Source organism: Ureibacillus sp. FSL K6-0165, from assembly GCF_038004285.1.
GTDB lineage: Bacteria > Bacillota > Bacilli > Bacillales_A > Planococcaceae > Ureibacillus > Ureibacillus thermosphaericus.
In genome coordinates, this window is sequence record NZ_JBBOQS010000001.1 from 908,259 (window position 1) to 923,670 (window position 15,412).

General features: G+C 35.3%; 15 protein-coding genes. 10 read left to right on the forward strand and 5 right to left on the reverse strand.

Annotation, left to right across the window (positions count from 1 at the left end):
• Positions 1-4: 4 nt before the first annotated feature.
• Entirely contained in the window at positions 5-796 is a 792-nt protein-coding gene (locus NST00_RS04535; protein WP_016838323.1) for a YwqG family protein, read from the reverse strand.
• 551 nt (positions 797-1,347) lie between these two features.
• On the opposite strand from NST00_RS04535, the gene NST00_RS04540 reads away from it, so the two are divergent.
• Positions 1,348-1,491, forward strand: a complete 144-nt coding sequence (locus NST00_RS04540) for a hypothetical protein (protein ID WP_172597779.1) — start codon at positions 1,348-1,350, stop codon at positions 1,489-1,491.
• Between the two features lie 89 nt (positions 1,492-1,580).
• Here the strand turns inward: NST00_RS04540 and NST00_RS04545 are convergent, their stop codons facing one another.
• Positions 1,581-2,747, reverse strand: coding sequence for an MFS transporter (locus tag NST00_RS04545; protein ID WP_340710154.1), 1,167 nt, complete (start codon positions 2,745-2,747; stop codon positions 1,581-1,583).
• A 248-nt stretch (positions 2,748-2,995) separates the two neighbouring features.
• Here NST00_RS04545 and NST00_RS04550 point away from each other — a divergent pair, with 248 nt between their 5' ends.
• Entirely contained in the window at positions 2,996-3,127 is a 132-nt protein-coding gene (locus NST00_RS04550; RefSeq protein ID WP_016838321.1) for an Lmo0850 family protein, read from the forward strand.
• A 41-nt stretch (positions 3,128-3,168) separates the two neighbouring features.
• On the opposite strand, the gene NST00_RS04555 is transcribed toward NST00_RS04550, so the two are convergent.
• Positions 3,169-4,365 carry an FtsW/RodA/SpoVE family cell cycle protein gene (locus NST00_RS04555; RefSeq protein ID WP_016838320.1) on the reverse strand — a complete coding sequence of 399 codons (1,197 nt, stop codon included), beginning with the start codon at positions 4,363-4,365 and terminating at the stop codon, positions 3,169-3,171.
• A gap of 204 nt (positions 4,366-4,569) precedes the next feature.
• On the opposite strand from NST00_RS04555, the gene NST00_RS04560 reads away from it, so the two are divergent.
• The 5 genes from NST00_RS04560 to NST00_RS04580 all read left to right on the forward strand — a co-directional run bounded on the left by NST00_RS04560 (position 4,570) and on the right by NST00_RS04580 (position 10,470).
• On the forward strand, positions 4,570-5,319 hold the full coding sequence (locus NST00_RS04560; RefSeq protein ID WP_016838319.1) for a hypothetical protein: 750 nt from the start codon (positions 4,570-4,572) through the stop codon (positions 5,317-5,319).
• Between the two features lie 112 nt (positions 5,320-5,431).
• Positions 5,432-6,505, forward strand: coding sequence for a D-alanine--D-alanine ligase (locus tag NST00_RS04565; protein ID WP_016838318.1), 1,074 nt, complete (start codon positions 5,432-5,434; stop codon positions 6,503-6,505).
• A 12-nt stretch (positions 6,506-6,517) separates the two neighbouring features.
• Positions 6,518-7,882, forward strand: a complete 1,365-nt coding sequence (locus NST00_RS04570) for a UDP-N-acetylmuramoyl-tripeptide--D-alanyl-D-alanine ligase (protein ID WP_016838317.1) — start codon at positions 6,518-6,520, stop codon at positions 7,880-7,882.
• 116 nt (positions 7,883-7,998) lie between these two features.
• Complete coding sequence (locus NST00_RS04575) at positions 7,999-8,694, forward strand: alpha/beta hydrolase (RefSeq protein WP_168412639.1); 696 nt, start codon at positions 7,999-8,001, stop codon at positions 8,692-8,694.
• Positions 8,695-9,033: 339 nt separating this feature from the next.
• Positions 9,034-10,470: a DEAD/DEAH box helicase gene (locus tag NST00_RS04580; protein ID WP_016838315.1), complete on the forward strand. Its 1,437-nt coding sequence runs from the start codon at positions 9,034-9,036 to the stop codon at positions 10,468-10,470.
• Between the two features lie 37 nt (positions 10,471-10,507).
• On the opposite strand, the gene NST00_RS04585 is transcribed toward NST00_RS04580, so the two are convergent.
• Positions 10,508-12,091 carry a long-chain-fatty-acid--CoA ligase gene (locus tag NST00_RS04585; protein WP_340709678.1) on the reverse strand — a complete coding sequence of 528 codons (1,584 nt, stop codon included), beginning with the start codon at positions 12,089-12,091 and terminating at the stop codon, positions 10,508-10,510.
• A gap of 201 nt (positions 12,092-12,292) precedes the next feature.
• Here NST00_RS04585 and NST00_RS04590 point away from each other — a divergent pair, with 201 nt between their 5' ends.
• A complete protein-coding gene (locus NST00_RS04590) occupies positions 12,293-12,775 on the forward strand; it encodes a PH domain-containing protein (RefSeq protein WP_016838313.1) in 483 nt (160 codons plus the stop codon).
• Positions 12,765-14,264 (forward strand): PH domain-containing protein, encoded by a 1,500-nt coding sequence (locus NST00_RS04595; protein WP_016838312.1) that lies wholly within the window; start codon positions 12,765-12,767, stop codon positions 14,262-14,264. The genes NST00_RS04590 and NST00_RS04595 overlap by 11 nt, the downstream gene beginning before the upstream one ends.
• A gap of 46 nt (positions 14,265-14,310) precedes the next feature.
• Here NST00_RS04595 and NST00_RS04600 read toward each other — a convergent pair whose 3' ends face one another.
• A complete protein-coding gene (locus tag NST00_RS04600) occupies positions 14,311-14,916 on the reverse strand; it encodes a rhomboid family intramembrane serine protease (protein WP_016838311.1) in 606 nt (201 codons plus the stop codon).
• A 70-nt stretch (positions 14,917-14,986) separates the two neighbouring features.
• Here NST00_RS04600 and acpS point away from each other — a divergent pair, with 70 nt between their 5' ends.
• A complete protein-coding gene (gene acpS, locus NST00_RS04605) occupies positions 14,987-15,343 on the forward strand; it encodes a holo-ACP synthase (RefSeq protein ID WP_016838310.1) in 357 nt (118 codons plus the stop codon).
• Positions 15,344-15,412 lie beyond the last annotated feature (69 nt).

The window sequence follows — 15,412 nt, forward strand, 5'->3', positions numbered from 1 at the left end:
TTAGCTAGTACTGTTCAGCCTGCAAATATATATCAGTAAAATCACATTGGGCGAGTTTTTTGCTATTAATAAAAAATTTGATGATTCCAGAGTCTCCCCACATAATATTTTGCTCATCATCTGAAACCATTTGTAATAGTAGCGTATCATACCGTTTTAACAGGGTTGAATGGGTTCTAGTATCTTGGTGAATGAAGTAGGGATATCCTCCGATTTTATGCTCTGCTCCTAAAAAATGTTCAAAATAATGTTCTTCAAGTGTACGTCCATCATGAAGCTGTTTATTTAGATCTGAGTGACTGATATATTTGGTTAATCGATAATCCATTGCAGAAACTGGTTCGACCGTATAGATAAATCGGAGTGACATCTCATTTCTTATCGGAGAGTATGCAAAGTTTGGCAGAAATGAAAAATCTGTGACTAGTTCATGTTCAGGTAATATATTGGGATAATAGCGAACTTTAAAATAATGTTGAAAAATCTCTTCGGTCAGTTGATACTTTGCTAATGAAGGTGAAATGAAAAATTGCAATATTCCTCGTGAAGGAAATGGATGAAACGAATGACATTGTTCAAAATTTATTTGAGCAAGAAGTATTAAATAATTCCCATCTATATCTTTTGGATACTTCATAGTTTTTGGTAAATATGGATAACCAGCAAATTTACTATCAGTGAAATTGGTTTGTTGAATGGTAGGTAAAATATTTATTGCTTTTAATAATGATGCTTCTAGTCTTGTACGAATCCCTTCAAATTGGGACGGCAATCGTAACAAATATGAAAAGTCCAAGTTCTATCCTCCAACACATTTTTATTATTCTTATAACCGTTTGTAGTAAATATATGCATAAAAATATGTTGTTACCTTTTCTAAAATATGAAAAAGGGGCGCTTGAAAGGATTTAGCGCTCCCTTTTTAGTGCGCCTGGCATGGGTGTAATCTATAGGGTGTAAGTCCCGAACTGTGAAGGCAGAAGTAACAGTTAGCTTAACGCAAGGGTGTCCGTGGTGACGCGGAATCTGAAGGAAGCGAGCGGCAAACTTCCGGTCTGAGGAACACGAACTTCATATAAGGCTAGGTATCATTGGATGAGTTTGCTAAACAAAACAAAGTCCTTTCTGCCAAAGGTGGTACAGAGTAAATGAAGCAGATAGATGGAAGGAAAGATTACATTCTTACCCGGGGAGGTCTGGCGGATATGTGAAGTACGCTTCATAACCTACTTAGTGATAAGTAGCTGAACCGTCAGAAGTCAGCAGAGGTCATAGTATTAGTTGGTTTAGAACTACTAAGAAGGACCGAACAATTAAGAGAGAATAGCCCTTGGCATTCAGTGAGTCATGATGAACACAGAAAACGTAGTACCTCACTTGAGGAAGGAAGCGGTGAATCCCGTGGGAGACCTCTTGGAGGGTGGAGTGACCACTGGCATAAAGAGAACAGCTATTCACGGAAGTTATAAAGACTTGCGTCAATCATCTTAATTGAACCGCCGTATACGGAACCGTACGTACGGTGGTGTGAGAGGACGGGAGTTAATCGCTCCCTCCTACTCGATTTGATAATTAGCTATTTATTCAAGTTCAGTGCGAAGGGATTTTTTTGAACGACTGAAAATGAAAATGAATACGATGATAATCAAACTAATGATGAACGAGATGTAATAAGTTAGAGACATTCCAACTTTAAATAAAACAGTGAAAAATAACGGTCCGATAATTCGGCCTAAGTTATCCATGGAGTAAGAAAGTCCGGCAGCGAGACCGTATTTTCCTCCGGATTCTTTAGTTGTTAGCGAAACAACACATGTTCTAGCTAATGCATTACCTGCTGTAAACACGCATAGAGCAATGCCGGCCGTTACCAGGCTAGATGTTAGAGCAATTAATAATAGCCCGATAGCAGTCACGATTTGAGCTGCAAACAGCCATTTTGTTTCTGTACCATCTTTTATTTGTCGAATGACTCCTCCTTGAATGAAAGCATCGACAAATCCACTAAACATAAATAAATATCCTAGTTGAAGGGGAGTGATGCTGATGCGATTAATTTGGAACAATTGAAATGTTGCTTCTACTCCCGCTAACGTAAATGTAACGAAAAATGAAAAGAGAAATAAATATCGAACGCGATATTGGAAAAGCGTGGATGCGCCTTTTGGTATGATTTGCCGCTTGTTTGCTTCTCCTTTTCTTTCAGGTTCTTTTAATCCAATGAGTGCGATAACAAAGAGAATGGCAATTAGAGCTGCTGACGCAGTGAAAGGAAGATGCAAACTCTTTTCACCGAGCACTCCACCAATCGCAGGACCAAAAATGAACCCTAGACCAATCGACATGCCCATTAAGCCCATATATTTATTGCGATTCTCGTTTGTGGATATATCACTGATATATCCTGTGACAGATGTATATAAAGCCCCAGAAAACAATCCACCAACGATGCGTGAAAAATATAGCATAAATAAATGATCGATAAATAAGCTGAAAATAAGAAAACTTAAACAAAAACCAACAAGACCTACTAAGATTAAATGTTTTCTGCCAAATTTATCAGATAATTGTCCCCAAAAAGGTGCTGTAAAGAAGCTGGCTAATGCGTAAACCGTTAATAACCCGCCAACATGAACTTCATTCCATTGGTTTTGCACAATTACTTCCGGCAAAACAGGAATAATAATTCCGAATCCCAAATAAACGAGAAATTGTATAGCTAATAATAGAACAATCTTTTTCATAATGTTCCTGCCTTTATAAATTTTAAATTAGTATGAACACTGTACATTGTAACTTTACCGATTTTTGAAAACAAGTAAATTCAATATGCCATAAATTTTTAGGGCATTTTATTTGACAAGATTGTAGTTGTAACATTTTTGAAAAATTAAACGGAATAGAATCATGGTAAAATATTTTGAGGATATTTGTACGAAACTTTTTTCACTATTTGTACGTTGTAAATAATATAATGTGAGGATAGGTGGTTGGAATGGGCAAGGAAGTGGATTTGAGAAAGATTGCTTCAAAATTATCGAAATTAGGGGTAACTGCAACTGTAACAAAGTCACGGCTAGAATTGTTAAAAGTATTAGCACCACCAAAAACTACTTCCCAATATTGATTTGGTTGAACGAAAAAATTCCCGCATCGGCGGGAATTTTTTTATAATTCATCATCTTCATTTGCTGAGAACATGTATTTTTTGTAATGAAACTTCATGCTAAATACAAGACCAATAGCAAGGGCATTTCCCATAAGTGAACTTCCACCGTAACTAATAAACGGTAAAGGGATTCCGGTAATCGGAAGTAGTTGTATTGTCATTCCGATGTTTTCAAAAACATGGAAGGTAATCATTGCGATAATACCAGCACACACATATGTACAGAATGGATCTTTTAATGTGAGTGTGATTTTTGTTAAATGGTAAATTAATAGGAAATAAAGACAAATGACGAAACTAGCACCTATAAATCCCCATTCCTCGCCGATTACGGCAAAGATAAAATCGGTATGGTTTTCTGCTACATATACTTCACGGTTCATATATCCTTTGCCGAAAATTTCTCCTGAACCAATGGCATTGAGTGAAGTGATTAAATGATAACCAGCTTTATCTGCATATGAGTATGGATCAATCCATGAATATATTCGTCCGAAATGGTAAGGTTTTACTCCTAAATATTCTGCAAGAAAATCTTGCATATATAAAGCCATCCATAAAATTAATCCGGCAATGCTCATACCACTGATAAAAATAGGTAGAATAATCTTCCATGAAATTCCTGCAACAACAATGAGTGCAGCAGTAATGGCAATAAATACTAGTGATGAACCTAAATCAGGTTGCTGCATGATAAGAGCAAGCGGAATGAATAATGACAAACCAATTTTTCCTAAAAGTAAAAAGTCTGTTTTAAGTGTTTTACTTACATACTTTTCATGGTGAGTGCTAATCAGTCTTGCGGTTGCAAGAATAAAAAAAGTTTTCATAAATTCAGAAGGTTGAATACTTCCGAGACCTGGTATATGATACCAGCTTTTTGCTCCGTTTTTTGGCTCCCCTATTTGGCCTTGACCTTCTGGCATAAAAATAAGTACAAATAAGAGTAAAATTCCAAAACCATATAAATACCAAGACATTTTTTTATATTGCTCCGGCTCGAAATACATGACAAAAGCAACGATGAAGGAACCAATCACGTACCATTGTAATTGTTTAAAAACAAAATTTATTTGACCATATTGCCCTGTCGTTTGAGCGGAAGAAATAGCTACTAAACTAATAATTAAAAACATGACGAGTATGGCAGCAAGTTTCCAATCGAATCTTTCTGCAAAATTTCTGTTATTCTCCATTTTGTCCACCTATGTTCTATAATATTGCAATCAACAAAGCTCTTCATCAATATACTGTATCATATTCTATATGGTATTATAGCGAAAATATGATTTTATCCGATTAAAACACAACAATAAGACGAAACCTTTGTGAAATTGTTTCAAAAAACATAATTACATCTTATAATAAACTTAACTGTTGCGGTATTGGAGAGTGATCGAATGGCTAAAAAATATAAGACGGTTGATGATTATTTTTACCATTTGTTTATACATATGAACGATGTTGATCGCTTTGTTATTTTTAGCGGTTTGTCATTAAAACAATTTATTGGAGCAATCGATTCAATCAAAAATATTTTACTGTTAAAACACAATTACGAAGATGGTTTATTTAATATGCATACCCAGCTAGATTATATTCCAAGCGATGAAATAAAAAACTTTGTTAAAAAAGTGGATGATACAAATCAAGATTTGTGCTGGGTTGATTTTGCTGACGAAAGGCATGTAAATCAGCTTACTCCCATTGAGCAAGCAGAATTATTATATTTAGCTCATAAAAAGGAACCTGTTTCAACACCGTTTTTTGTGAACCTGCAAAATCGTTATGTGTATTGTTCATCCGCAGCTGATCAAACAACGAAAATTTATTTTCGCTACTTAGAAGATTTTGAGACTCTCATTTCAACACTTATCAATAATATTATAAAAGAAAACGGAGGAAATGGGGGTTTTTGGCGAAGAAAGTCGAAGGAAACAATTCCAACGATTGACGTCTCATTATTAAAAGCATATCGCAATTATTTTAAAGAAGGTGCCTTGATTTCACTTTATAAAGTGGATAAACCAGACAACCACTTTGGCTTAGAAATTCGCACACTCTCCGATTATGATTATCCTGATGAAGTATGGAATGATTTAAAAATGATTTTAAAACAAGAACATGATGAACTTATTAAACTGAAGTAAACTTCCCTGTCCAAGGGTATTGCCAAATGACAGGGAGTTTTTTCTTTTTAGCATTCATGAATTAAATCTTTTCATGATAAACTAGTATTACTCAAAAGTTGGAGGTCGAAAAATGAAAAAACGAATCGGATTATTATATGGGGGGAAATCCGCGGAGCATGAAGTATCACTAATAACGGCTACAGCGGTAACCAAAGCTATCGATTTTGATAAATATGAAGTAATTCCGATTTATATTACCATTGATGGCGAATGGTGCAGAGGTCCTCAGTTAACGAAACCAGCTGAATCTATTGAAGAATTACAATTTACAAAGAAAGAAAGTAAACCAAACTACATTCTTGAATTTATTTTGGATGAGAATCAGGAACAAGCAAAATTTGATGTGATTTTTCCATTGCTCCACGGTACTTATGGTGAGGATGGCACAGTACAAGGATTGCTTGAATTATTGAACCTTCCTTATGTTGGAAATGGTGTTCTATCCTCTTCAGCTGGAATGGATAAGGTTGTCATGAAGCAATTGTTTAGCATTGCAGGACTAAATCAAGTACCATTCGTTTATTTTATTCGATATGAATGGGACCAAAACAAAGAGGCATTGCTTTCAAAGTGTGAACGTGAATTAACTTATCCGATGTTTGTTAAACCGGCAAACCTAGGTTCTAGCGTAGGAATAAGCAAAGCATCGAACAGAGAAGAATTAGAGAAATCGATTAATATCGCTTTTAAATATGATCGGAAAGTAGTTGTAGAGCAAGGAATTGAAGCCCGTGAAATTGAAATGGCTGTGCTTGGACATAATGAACCGAAAGTATCCGTAGCAGGAGAAATAAAGCCAACAACTGAGTTTTATGATTACGAATCAAAATATAAGGACGGATCAACAAAATTAATTATTCCGGCAGAAATTACAAAAGAAGTGGAAGAGAAAATGAAAGATATGGCCATTCGTGCCTTTAAAGTTTTAGATTGTTCCGGCTTAGTAAGAGCTGATTTCTTCGTATGTGGAGATGAAGTATTTATAAATGAAGTAAATACGATGCCAGGCTTCACTCCTGTCAGCATGTATCCACTTCTTTGGCAAAACAGTGGGTTAAACTATTCTGAATTAATTGATCAGCTAATCGAATTAGCACTTGAGCGACATAAAGAAAAACAACAACTTCAATTTAATAGAGAATAAGTGGGATGAATGATGAGAAAAAGTATTCAAGACATTGCAAATTGGTTAAATATCGAAGCTGGTGAACATGGTGAAAAAATCGTAACCGGCGTATCCATTGATACAAGAACAATTAAAGAAGGAGATTTATTTATCCCTTTTCGCGGGGAAAAAACGAATGGACATAAATATGTGCTTCAAGCTTTTGAAAAAGGAGCAAGTTGTTCCCTTTGGTTAAAAGATGAACCGAATCCACCAAAAGATGTACCGCTTCTTTTTGTAGAGGATTCTGGGCTCGCGTTGCAACAAATGGCGCGTATGTACCGCAATGAGCTGAAGGCAAAATTCATTGGAATCACAGGTTCGAACGGAAAAACATCTTCAAAAGATATTTTAGCAAGTTTGCTTTCACCATTTTATAAAGTGCAAAAAACGATTGGTAACTTTAATAATGAACTAGGTTTGCCTCTTACAATATTGTCTCTTGATGAAGATACAGAAATTGCAGTTTTAGAAATGGGAATGAGCGGGTTTGGCGAGATTGAGTTTTTATCCACATTAGCTAAACCGCATTATGCTGTTATTACGAATATTGGCGAAGCTCATATGCAAGATTTGGGATCAAGAGAAGGTATAGCGAAGGCGAAATTTGAAATTATTAAGGGATTCGATTCAGAAGGTGTATTATGTTATGACGGTGATGAGCCTCTATTGAGAGCATTAATTGAAATTACTCCCCAATTAAGATCGAAATCATTCGGTTTTCAACAAGGAAATGATTTAATGATTCGAGAAATAGAGACGACGGAAAAGGGCAGCCGCTTTATTGTTGATGGTGAATTAAACGGCGAATTTTTTATTCCGATATTAGGAAAACATCAAGTGAAAAATGCGTTAGGTGCTATGCTTGTCGCAAAATCTTTAGGAATGTCAGATGAACAAATTCGCAAAGGGTTGGAACAAGTATCTCTTACAGATATGCGGATGCAACTTGTTCCTGTTGGAGATGTTTTGTTTATAAATGATGCTTACAACGCAGCACCAACATCAATGAAAGCGGCAATTGAATTCCTCCAATCCACATCGATGCGAAAAGATAAATGGCTAGTTTTAGGAGATATGTTGGAGTTAGGAGATAAAGAGCAACAATTCCATGAAGAATTAGCTAGATACATTGATGAAAATCGTATTTCAAGAATATGTTTATTTGGGCCTCGTATGGAATGGTTATATCACAAAATAGCACCAAGATTTTCTGGGCGAATATTGCACACGAAAGATGACTACGGGAAAATCGTCGATTATATAAAACAACATGCCGATAAAGACTCGTTAATTTTAATTAAAGGATCTCGAGGTATGAAATTAGAGACGATAATTAATACTTTTAATAAATAAAGAATTCGCCATTATAGTGGAATTCATGGAGACTCCGGCAGAAAAGAACTAATGGTGTTCGAAGTGAATTTCACTTTTTTATTTGGAAGAATTCTTCTACAACAGGAGTGTTTCTTATGTCTGTTGGTGTATTGATGTTGCACGGATTTTCCGGAGGACCGTATGAGGTGCAACCTTTAGCAGAATACATACGAAATCAAACCGATTGGATTGTGGAAATCCCCACATTTTGTGGTCATGGTGAAACACTTTCATTAAAAGGTTTCACAGCTGAGCATTGGCTGATTGATGCTGAGCTTGCTTATAAAAGATTAGCTAAAAAAGTCGACAAGGTTTATGTTGTAGGTTTTTCCATGGGAGGAGTCATCGCTTTATACTTAGGAAAACGATATCCTATAAAGAAAATCGTTTTGCTTAGTGCGGCTGTGAAATATATTGCTCCAAAGCAGTTATTAAGCGATTTACAAAAGTTTGCAAAAGAAGCCATTGAAGGACATTTAAAAAATAATGAATTATTTAAGCGATATGAGTATAAACTAAAAAATGTACCTGTTAGTGCAGCAATACAATTTATGAAAATCGTCCGGCAGGTTGAACCATATATTGAGTCAATCAATATACCAACCTTTATTGTTCAAGGAAAATGTGATGGAATCGTTCCGTATACAACCGCTCAATATTTATACGATAAACTTTCATCAAAGGAAAAATATATTTACTTTTCATCTTGTGGTAAACACCATATTTGTTATAGCGACGATTGTGAATCTTGGTTTCCGGATGTACTGCATTTTTTACAATCTGAAAAATAAGCTTTAGACAATAGAAGCATTATCGTTGCATAATTTTCATGTACCGTGTAGACTAGGGAGAGCAATGGATACATTTTATACAAATACTCTTCAAAGGAAACGAAGAGTACTTTTTTTTGAGTTTATCGGTTTTATTCTATTGGAACATATTGAAATGCATAGAATTGAACCGCTCGGCAAAGACCGGGCTTTCCTTTTCATATAAATAAATGTTTTCTCTAAGTATGAGGATTTATTAATTTGACGGAACGTTCTAACTAAAGGCTCGATATTTGCCGACATTCCATCTGAAAAATGTAACCATTTGTCGACTTAAGAGAAAAAAGGAGATTGAAGAGTTTGACAAATTTTTCAGAATTTAATATTAGTGAATCTACATTACGTTCGTTAAAACGTATGGGATTTGAAGAAGCAACACCCATTCAAGAAGGAACTATTAAATTTGCTTTAGAAGGTCGCGACATTATCGGACAGGCACAAACAGGTACCGGTAAAACGGCGGCGTTCGGTATTCCGATTATCGAAAAAATTGATACGAATAATCCGGATATTCAAGCATTAATTATTGCACCGACTCGCGAACTAGCTATTCAAGTTTCAGAAGAGCTTTATAAAATTGGATATGATAAGCGAGTAAAAATATTATCTGTTTACGGTGGACAAGATATCGGACGACAAATTCGTGCTTTAAAAAACAAACCGCAAATTATCGTTGGAACTCCTGGTCGAATAATAGATCATATCAACCGTCGTACATTGAAACTTGAACATGTTCAAACCCTTGTATTAGATGAAGCAGATGAAATGTTAAACATGGGCTTCATTGATGACATTAATGCGATTTTAGAAAAAGTGCCTGAAAATCGCCAAATGTTGTTGTTCTCAGCAACAATGCCGCCAGCAATTCGTAAAATCGCAACGAAATTTATGAAGAATCCAAAAGAAGTGAAAATTAAATCAAAAGAAATGACGGTTGAAAATATTGAACAATATTTTGTGAAAACACAGGAACGAGAAAAATTTGATATTTTAACTCGTCTTTTGGATGTACATCAACCGGAATTGGCCATCGTATTTGGTCGTACAAAACGCCGTGTAGACGAATTAGCGCAAGCGTTAAATATTCGTGGATATCTAGCAGAAGGTATTCATGGAGACTTGAGCCAATCAAAGCGTTTGTCTGTATTACGTCAGTTTAAAGAAAATAAAATTGATATCCTTGTTGCAACAGATGTGGCGGCACGTGGATTAGATATTTCTGGAGTTTCTCATGTGTATAACTTTGATATCCCTCAAGATCCGGAAAGTTATGTACACCGAATTGGTCGGACTGGGCGTGCAGGGAAATCAGGACTTGCTGTTACATTTGTAACACCAAGAGAGATGGGCTATTTAAGAATCGTTGAAGAAACAACAAATAAACGCATGACGCCTCTGCGCCCACCAACTGAAGACGAAGCATTAGCAGGGCAACAGAAATTGGCGATTGAAAAGCTTGTGGAAGTTGTTCAAGCAAATGATTTAAAAGATTATCGATTGCTAGCAACAGAATTATTGGAAGATTATGATGCAGTGGATCTTATAGCTGCAGCCATCAAATCATTTACAAAAGAGCCGGACGATACTCCAGTGAAAATTACAGAAGAACGTCCGCTTCCAATACGCAAAGAACGTTCAAATGGACGCAGTGGGGGACGAAGTGTTCGCCGAGAACACCGTGGAAGCAGAAGAGAAGGCGGTAAGAAAACGGGAGAACGCCGTCGAGGTAGAAAGTAAGAATAAATGTAAGCAGGAAGGGCTTCCCTCCTGCTTTTTATATTTGTTGAACCGATTCAATATATTGTTTGCGTAATTGAACTTTTTGTATTTTGCCTGAAGCTGTTTTTGGCAATTCATCAACAAAAGATACACTTTTTATTGCCTTAAAATGTGCTAATTTTGAACGAGTGAAGTCGATTAGTTCTTGCTCAGTAACCTGGTAGCCATCTTTTAATACGACAATGGCGTGAGGAGTTTCTCCCCATTTTTCGTGTGGAATAGCAATGACGGCTGCTTCTTTTATAGCAGGGTGTTCATATAATACGCCTTCTACTTCTATGGAAGAGATATTTTCACCGCCACTTATAATAATATCTTTTTTACGGTCAGTTATATCGATATAACCTTTCTCATCAATGGTGCCTACATCGCCTGTATATAACCAACCATTAATGATTGTTTCCATTGTAGCGTTTTCGTTTTTCCAATAGCCTTTCATCACGCCGTGTCCACGAACAATAATTTCCCCCATTGTTTTCCCATCGTGAGGAACTTTTTCGCCGTTTTCATCCACTACTTTTACTTCTGTACCTATAAATGGTGTACCGGCTTTTGCTTTCAATCTCATTTTTTCAACTTCTGAAAGATTTTCATATTGTGAAAGTATTCGGGAACCTAAGCTCAGTGGTGAAGATTCTGTCATTCCATAAACTTGGATGAATTCCCAGCCAAGGTCTTTTTCAACCCGTTCAACAAAGGCAGGAGGTGGTGCAGATCCAGCAATAACAACTCTCACTTTATGAGACACCACAGGTTTATGTTCATCATAATATTGCAATAATGTATTTAATACAGTAGGTGCCATATGAATGACTGTTACTTTATATTTTTGAATAGCATCAAAGATTTGATCAGCTGCAACTTTTCTCAACGTAACGTGAGTTGCTCCATTGGCAGTATAATAAAAAGGTGATCCCCACCCGTTCACATGGAACATCGGTAAGACGTGTAAGTATACATCTCGATCTGTAACGCGTAAGAAATGCATCGAGCTTAAAGCATGTAAATAATTGTTTCGGTGTGTTAGAAGGACGCCTTTTGGATTACCAGTTGTTCCGCTTGTATATAATAAACTGCATTCATCATTTTCATCCAAATCAACTCTGTCAAAGTTTGAACCATCAAAAGAAGCAAGCCATTCATCATAATTGATTTCATTTGTTTCACTATTTTTGTTATGAACAATAATTGATTCGACAGTATTTAATTTTGATTTGATTGGTTCAATTAAATGATAAAGTTCTTGATCTACAAACAATACTTTTGACTCGCTATGATTTAAAATAAAAAGATAATCTTCAGGTTTTAAGCGAATATTTAAAGGCACCATTACTGCACCAACTTGATATATCCCATAAAAACCTTCTAGCATTTCAATCGTGTTTGGGGCAAGATATGCTACTTTATCATGTTTTTTAATGCCTAAAGATTGTAGCCCTCTTGACAGCTGATTTACTCGGGTGTTGAACTGGTAATAAGTGAATCGTCGATCCCCTTCATAACTGATAATTGCTTGCTTATTTCCGTATAATGCAACGGCTCGATCTAAAAAATGGGTTAAAACTAAAGGTACGTTCATCCAACTACACTCCTTACGTAATGAATAGTGAATTTATTAGACTGAAAATTCTAAAATTTATACAGAGAAAGCACTAGGAAGTCTAATATGATATATATGAATTTACTAAGCTAAAAAATGATGAATTAAAAAAATAAGGAGTTTTGAAACAAAATAAAAGGAAAACCGTATATGAAAGAGATAGATAAGAGGTGAGAGATAATGATAAGAAGAGAACCGGAATATCAAATTCCTAGAAAAGGATTAACGGTATGGAGATTATATGGACTTATTTATACTATTTTTCTATCAATAATTGCTGGAGTAGCTAGTTTTCTTACATATAAATTTGATGGGCCAACATTTATTTATTACATTGCAATTGTTTTTGTTGCCATCCCAGCCTTGGCATTAATTTGGCTATTTCCAAAAATTCGATGGGATCATTGGCGTTATGAAGTTAGGGAACATGAAATTGAAATTCAAAGTGGCTTATTTGTCGTAACGAGAACGTTGATTCCGATGGTTCGAGTACAACATGTGGATACATCACAAGGTCCCATATTAAAAAAATATGATTTAGCAAATATTTCGATTTCAACAGCAGCCACGACCCATGTAATTCCCATGTTAATAACAGAAGAAGCAGACCGTTTGCGAGCAAGAATTTCCGAGTTAGCGAGGGTGGCTGAAGATGATGTATAAAAAGTATAAACTCCATCCAGTTTCGGCTGTTATTAACTTTATAAAGGGATTAAAAGAATTAATTATTCCATTTTTAATTATTGCAGTTGCGAACGGTTTTAAAATTGAGAGTAATGACTTTTGGGAATATATCCCTTTATTAATTTTTTTATTGGTTCTAATATTTTATTTAATTTCCGGGTTTATTAGATGGTGGACTTTTGTTTATTGGTTTGAAGAAAATGAACTAAGAGTGGAATATGGACTATTTATCAAAAAGAAACGTTATATTCCTTTTGATCGCATCCAAAGTTTTAATTATAAAGAATCGATATTCCACCGTATTTTCGGTCTTGTTCAAGTTATGGTAGAAACAGCCGGAAGTACGGATGGTAAACCTGAAGTGGTGTTGACAGCTATAACGAGAGAAGAGGCTTCTCAGATTGAAAGAGAAACAAAGAAAGTAAACATAGAGCAAGCAAGTGAAAATGAATTCGAAGATAAAAACCAATTGGAAGCAGTTGAAGTTCAACAAGATCTTCATGAAATCATTTACAAAATTTCAGCAAAAGACTTATTTCTGCTTGCCACTACATCGAATAGTATAGGAGTGGTTATTGCAGGGGTAGCGGCTTTTATTTCTCAAGTTTCTGAATTTATACCTTACGAAAGGATTTTTGAAGAGCTATCAATATTTATACAATTTGGATTTATGATTGTGTTGATGACCATTTTCTTTACATTTTTAATGGCATGGATTGTATCAATCATCATTACATTTATTAATTACTATGATTTTACAGTTGTTCAAGAGAACGACCGAATTGTAATTACACGCGGTTTATTGGAAAAAAAGCGAATTACGATTCCAAAAAATCGAGTACAAGGAATTAAAATTGTCGAAAATCCTATAAGACAAATGGTTAAATATGCAACAGTCGTTGTAGAAAGCGCAAGCGGTGGTTTTGGAGAACACGATAAAAAAATCATGTTGTTTCCAATCATTTCGAATCAAAGAATGTTAGAACCGTTACGACAATTATTTCCACATTTTGATTTTGAAATGGAACCGGATTTTATTCGTCCACCAAAGAAGGCAAAACCTCATTTTTATAGGATTGATATTCTGTGGCTTCTTCCAATCATTGGATTATGTTCTTACTTCTTTTATCCATTAGGTTTATTTTCGATATTATTTGTACTTCCTGTTCTTATGCTTAGATTATGGCAGTATAAAACAAATGGCTTTATCATTACAGGTAACCAACTAACATTGCGTTATCGTGTGATTAGCCGAGTGACGTTTATTGCAGAAAAGAAACGGATTCAAGTTGTCCAGAGTAAACAAAATTATTTTCAAAAAAGAAAAAACATCGCTTCTATTCAAGCTACCGTTATGTCTGGTATTACAGGTGCAACTGCGAGAGTATCTCATTTAAATGAATCAGATGTAAATGAGTTACTTTCTTGGTTTGAAAAATCAAAGGAAATGAAAAAAGAGGATGCCTAATGCATCCTCTTTTTATATAAAAAATTTTTTATTGTCCAAATTAGTATTATTTCATGCGCCAACGTAATATATTTTTTGGTGAGAAGTAGGCAAGCCCTAACATGAATCCAGTAATTAATCCACCAACGTGGGCGTAAAAGTTCGTATTCGGTTGTAAAAATGTCATAATTAACCCGATGATAATAATTGGCATAATGATTTGTTTTAGTTGCGGCATTGTATTTCTAGTATAGTAGACAAGTGCTGCATAAGCTCCGAAAATACCATAAATTGAACCACTGGCTCCTACGCTGGCATAATCCAAATGTTGAAAAATGAATGTAGCGACGTTACCAAACAGTCCTGATATTAGGTAAATCGTAAAGAAGCGAATTTTACCAGAAATTCTTTCCAATTCTGGCCCGAATAAAAATAAAGCAAACATGTTAAATAGAATGTGAAAGAATCCTGCATGAATAAAAGTAGCAGTGATTACTCGCCACCATTCGCCTTCAGCGATCAACCTATTCACGCTCATTCCTGAGTAAAAAATTTTATCGCCAATAATAGGAATCAGCGTTAATATGTACACGATTAAGTTCAACGCAATTATCGTTGAAACTACTGGATAGAACTTAATATATTGTCTAAAATTTTCTCTTCGAACAAACATAATAGTCACCTCAATTTATAAAATTATTATACATTGTATTTAGAGATTATTAAAAGGAGAACGCCAACATATGATAAAAGGAATAGGTTTAGATATCGTAGAGATTGATCGAATATACGAGTTAATGAATCGAACAGATAAGTTCCAGAGACGCATTTTATCAGAACGAGAATTGTCCGTTTTTAAAGAGCTTTCTGAAAAAAGAAAATGCGAATTTTTAGCAGGAAGATTTGCAGCAAAAGAAGCTTTCTCCAAAGCAAATGGAACGGGGATAAGGGAGGGATGTGAGTTTCACCAAATTGAAATCTTAAATGATGAACTTGGGAAGCCAATACTTTATTTTAATGGCCAAGCTGTAAATGGTTTTGTCAGCATTACACATTCGAGGGATTATGCTGCAGCACAAGTTATTATTTTGAATTCCTGATTATCAACATGAAATTGTGTTATTGTCCAAAAGTGATAGCATAAACTTCTACTGCCCCTCATATATTTG

Coding starts and splice junctions, on each gene's coding strand:
- NST00_RS04540 (WP_172597779.1), top strand. CDS start 1,348: ATGATGAACACAGAAAACGTAGTACCTCACTTGAGGAAGGAAGCGGTG.
- NST00_RS04550 (WP_016838321.1), top strand. CDS start 2,996: ATGGGCAAGGAAGTGGATTTGAGAAAGATTGCTTCAAAATTATCGAAA.
- NST00_RS04555 (WP_016838320.1), bottom strand. CDS start 4,365: ATGGAGAATAACAGAAATTTTGCAGAAAGATTCGATTGGAAACTTGCT.
- NST00_RS04560 (WP_016838319.1), top strand. CDS start 4,570: ATGGCTAAAAAATATAAGACGGTTGATGATTATTTTTACCATTTGTTT.
- NST00_RS04565 (WP_016838318.1), top strand. CDS start 5,432: ATGAAAAAACGAATCGGATTATTATATGGGGGGAAATCCGCGGAGCAT.
- NST00_RS04570 (WP_016838317.1), top strand. CDS start 6,518: ATGAGAAAAAGTATTCAAGACATTGCAAATTGGTTAAATATCGAAGCT.
- NST00_RS04575 (WP_168412639.1), top strand. CDS start 7,999: ATGTCTGTTGGTGTATTGATGTTGCACGGATTTTCCGGAGGACCGTAT.
- NST00_RS04585 (WP_340709678.1), bottom strand. CDS start 12,091: ATGAACGTACCTTTAGTTTTAACCCATTTTTTAGATCGAGCCGTTGCA.
- NST00_RS04590 (WP_016838313.1), top strand. CDS start 12,293: ATGATAAGAAGAGAACCGGAATATCAAATTCCTAGAAAAGGATTAACG.
- NST00_RS04595 (WP_016838312.1), top strand. CDS start 12,765: ATGATGTATAAAAAGTATAAACTCCATCCAGTTTCGGCTGTTATTAAC.
- NST00_RS04600 (WP_016838311.1), bottom strand. CDS start 14,916: ATGTTTGTTCGAAGAGAAAATTTTAGACAATATATTAAGTTCTATCCA.
- acpS (WP_016838310.1), top strand. CDS start 14,987: ATGATAAAAGGAATAGGTTTAGATATCGTAGAGATTGATCGAATATAC.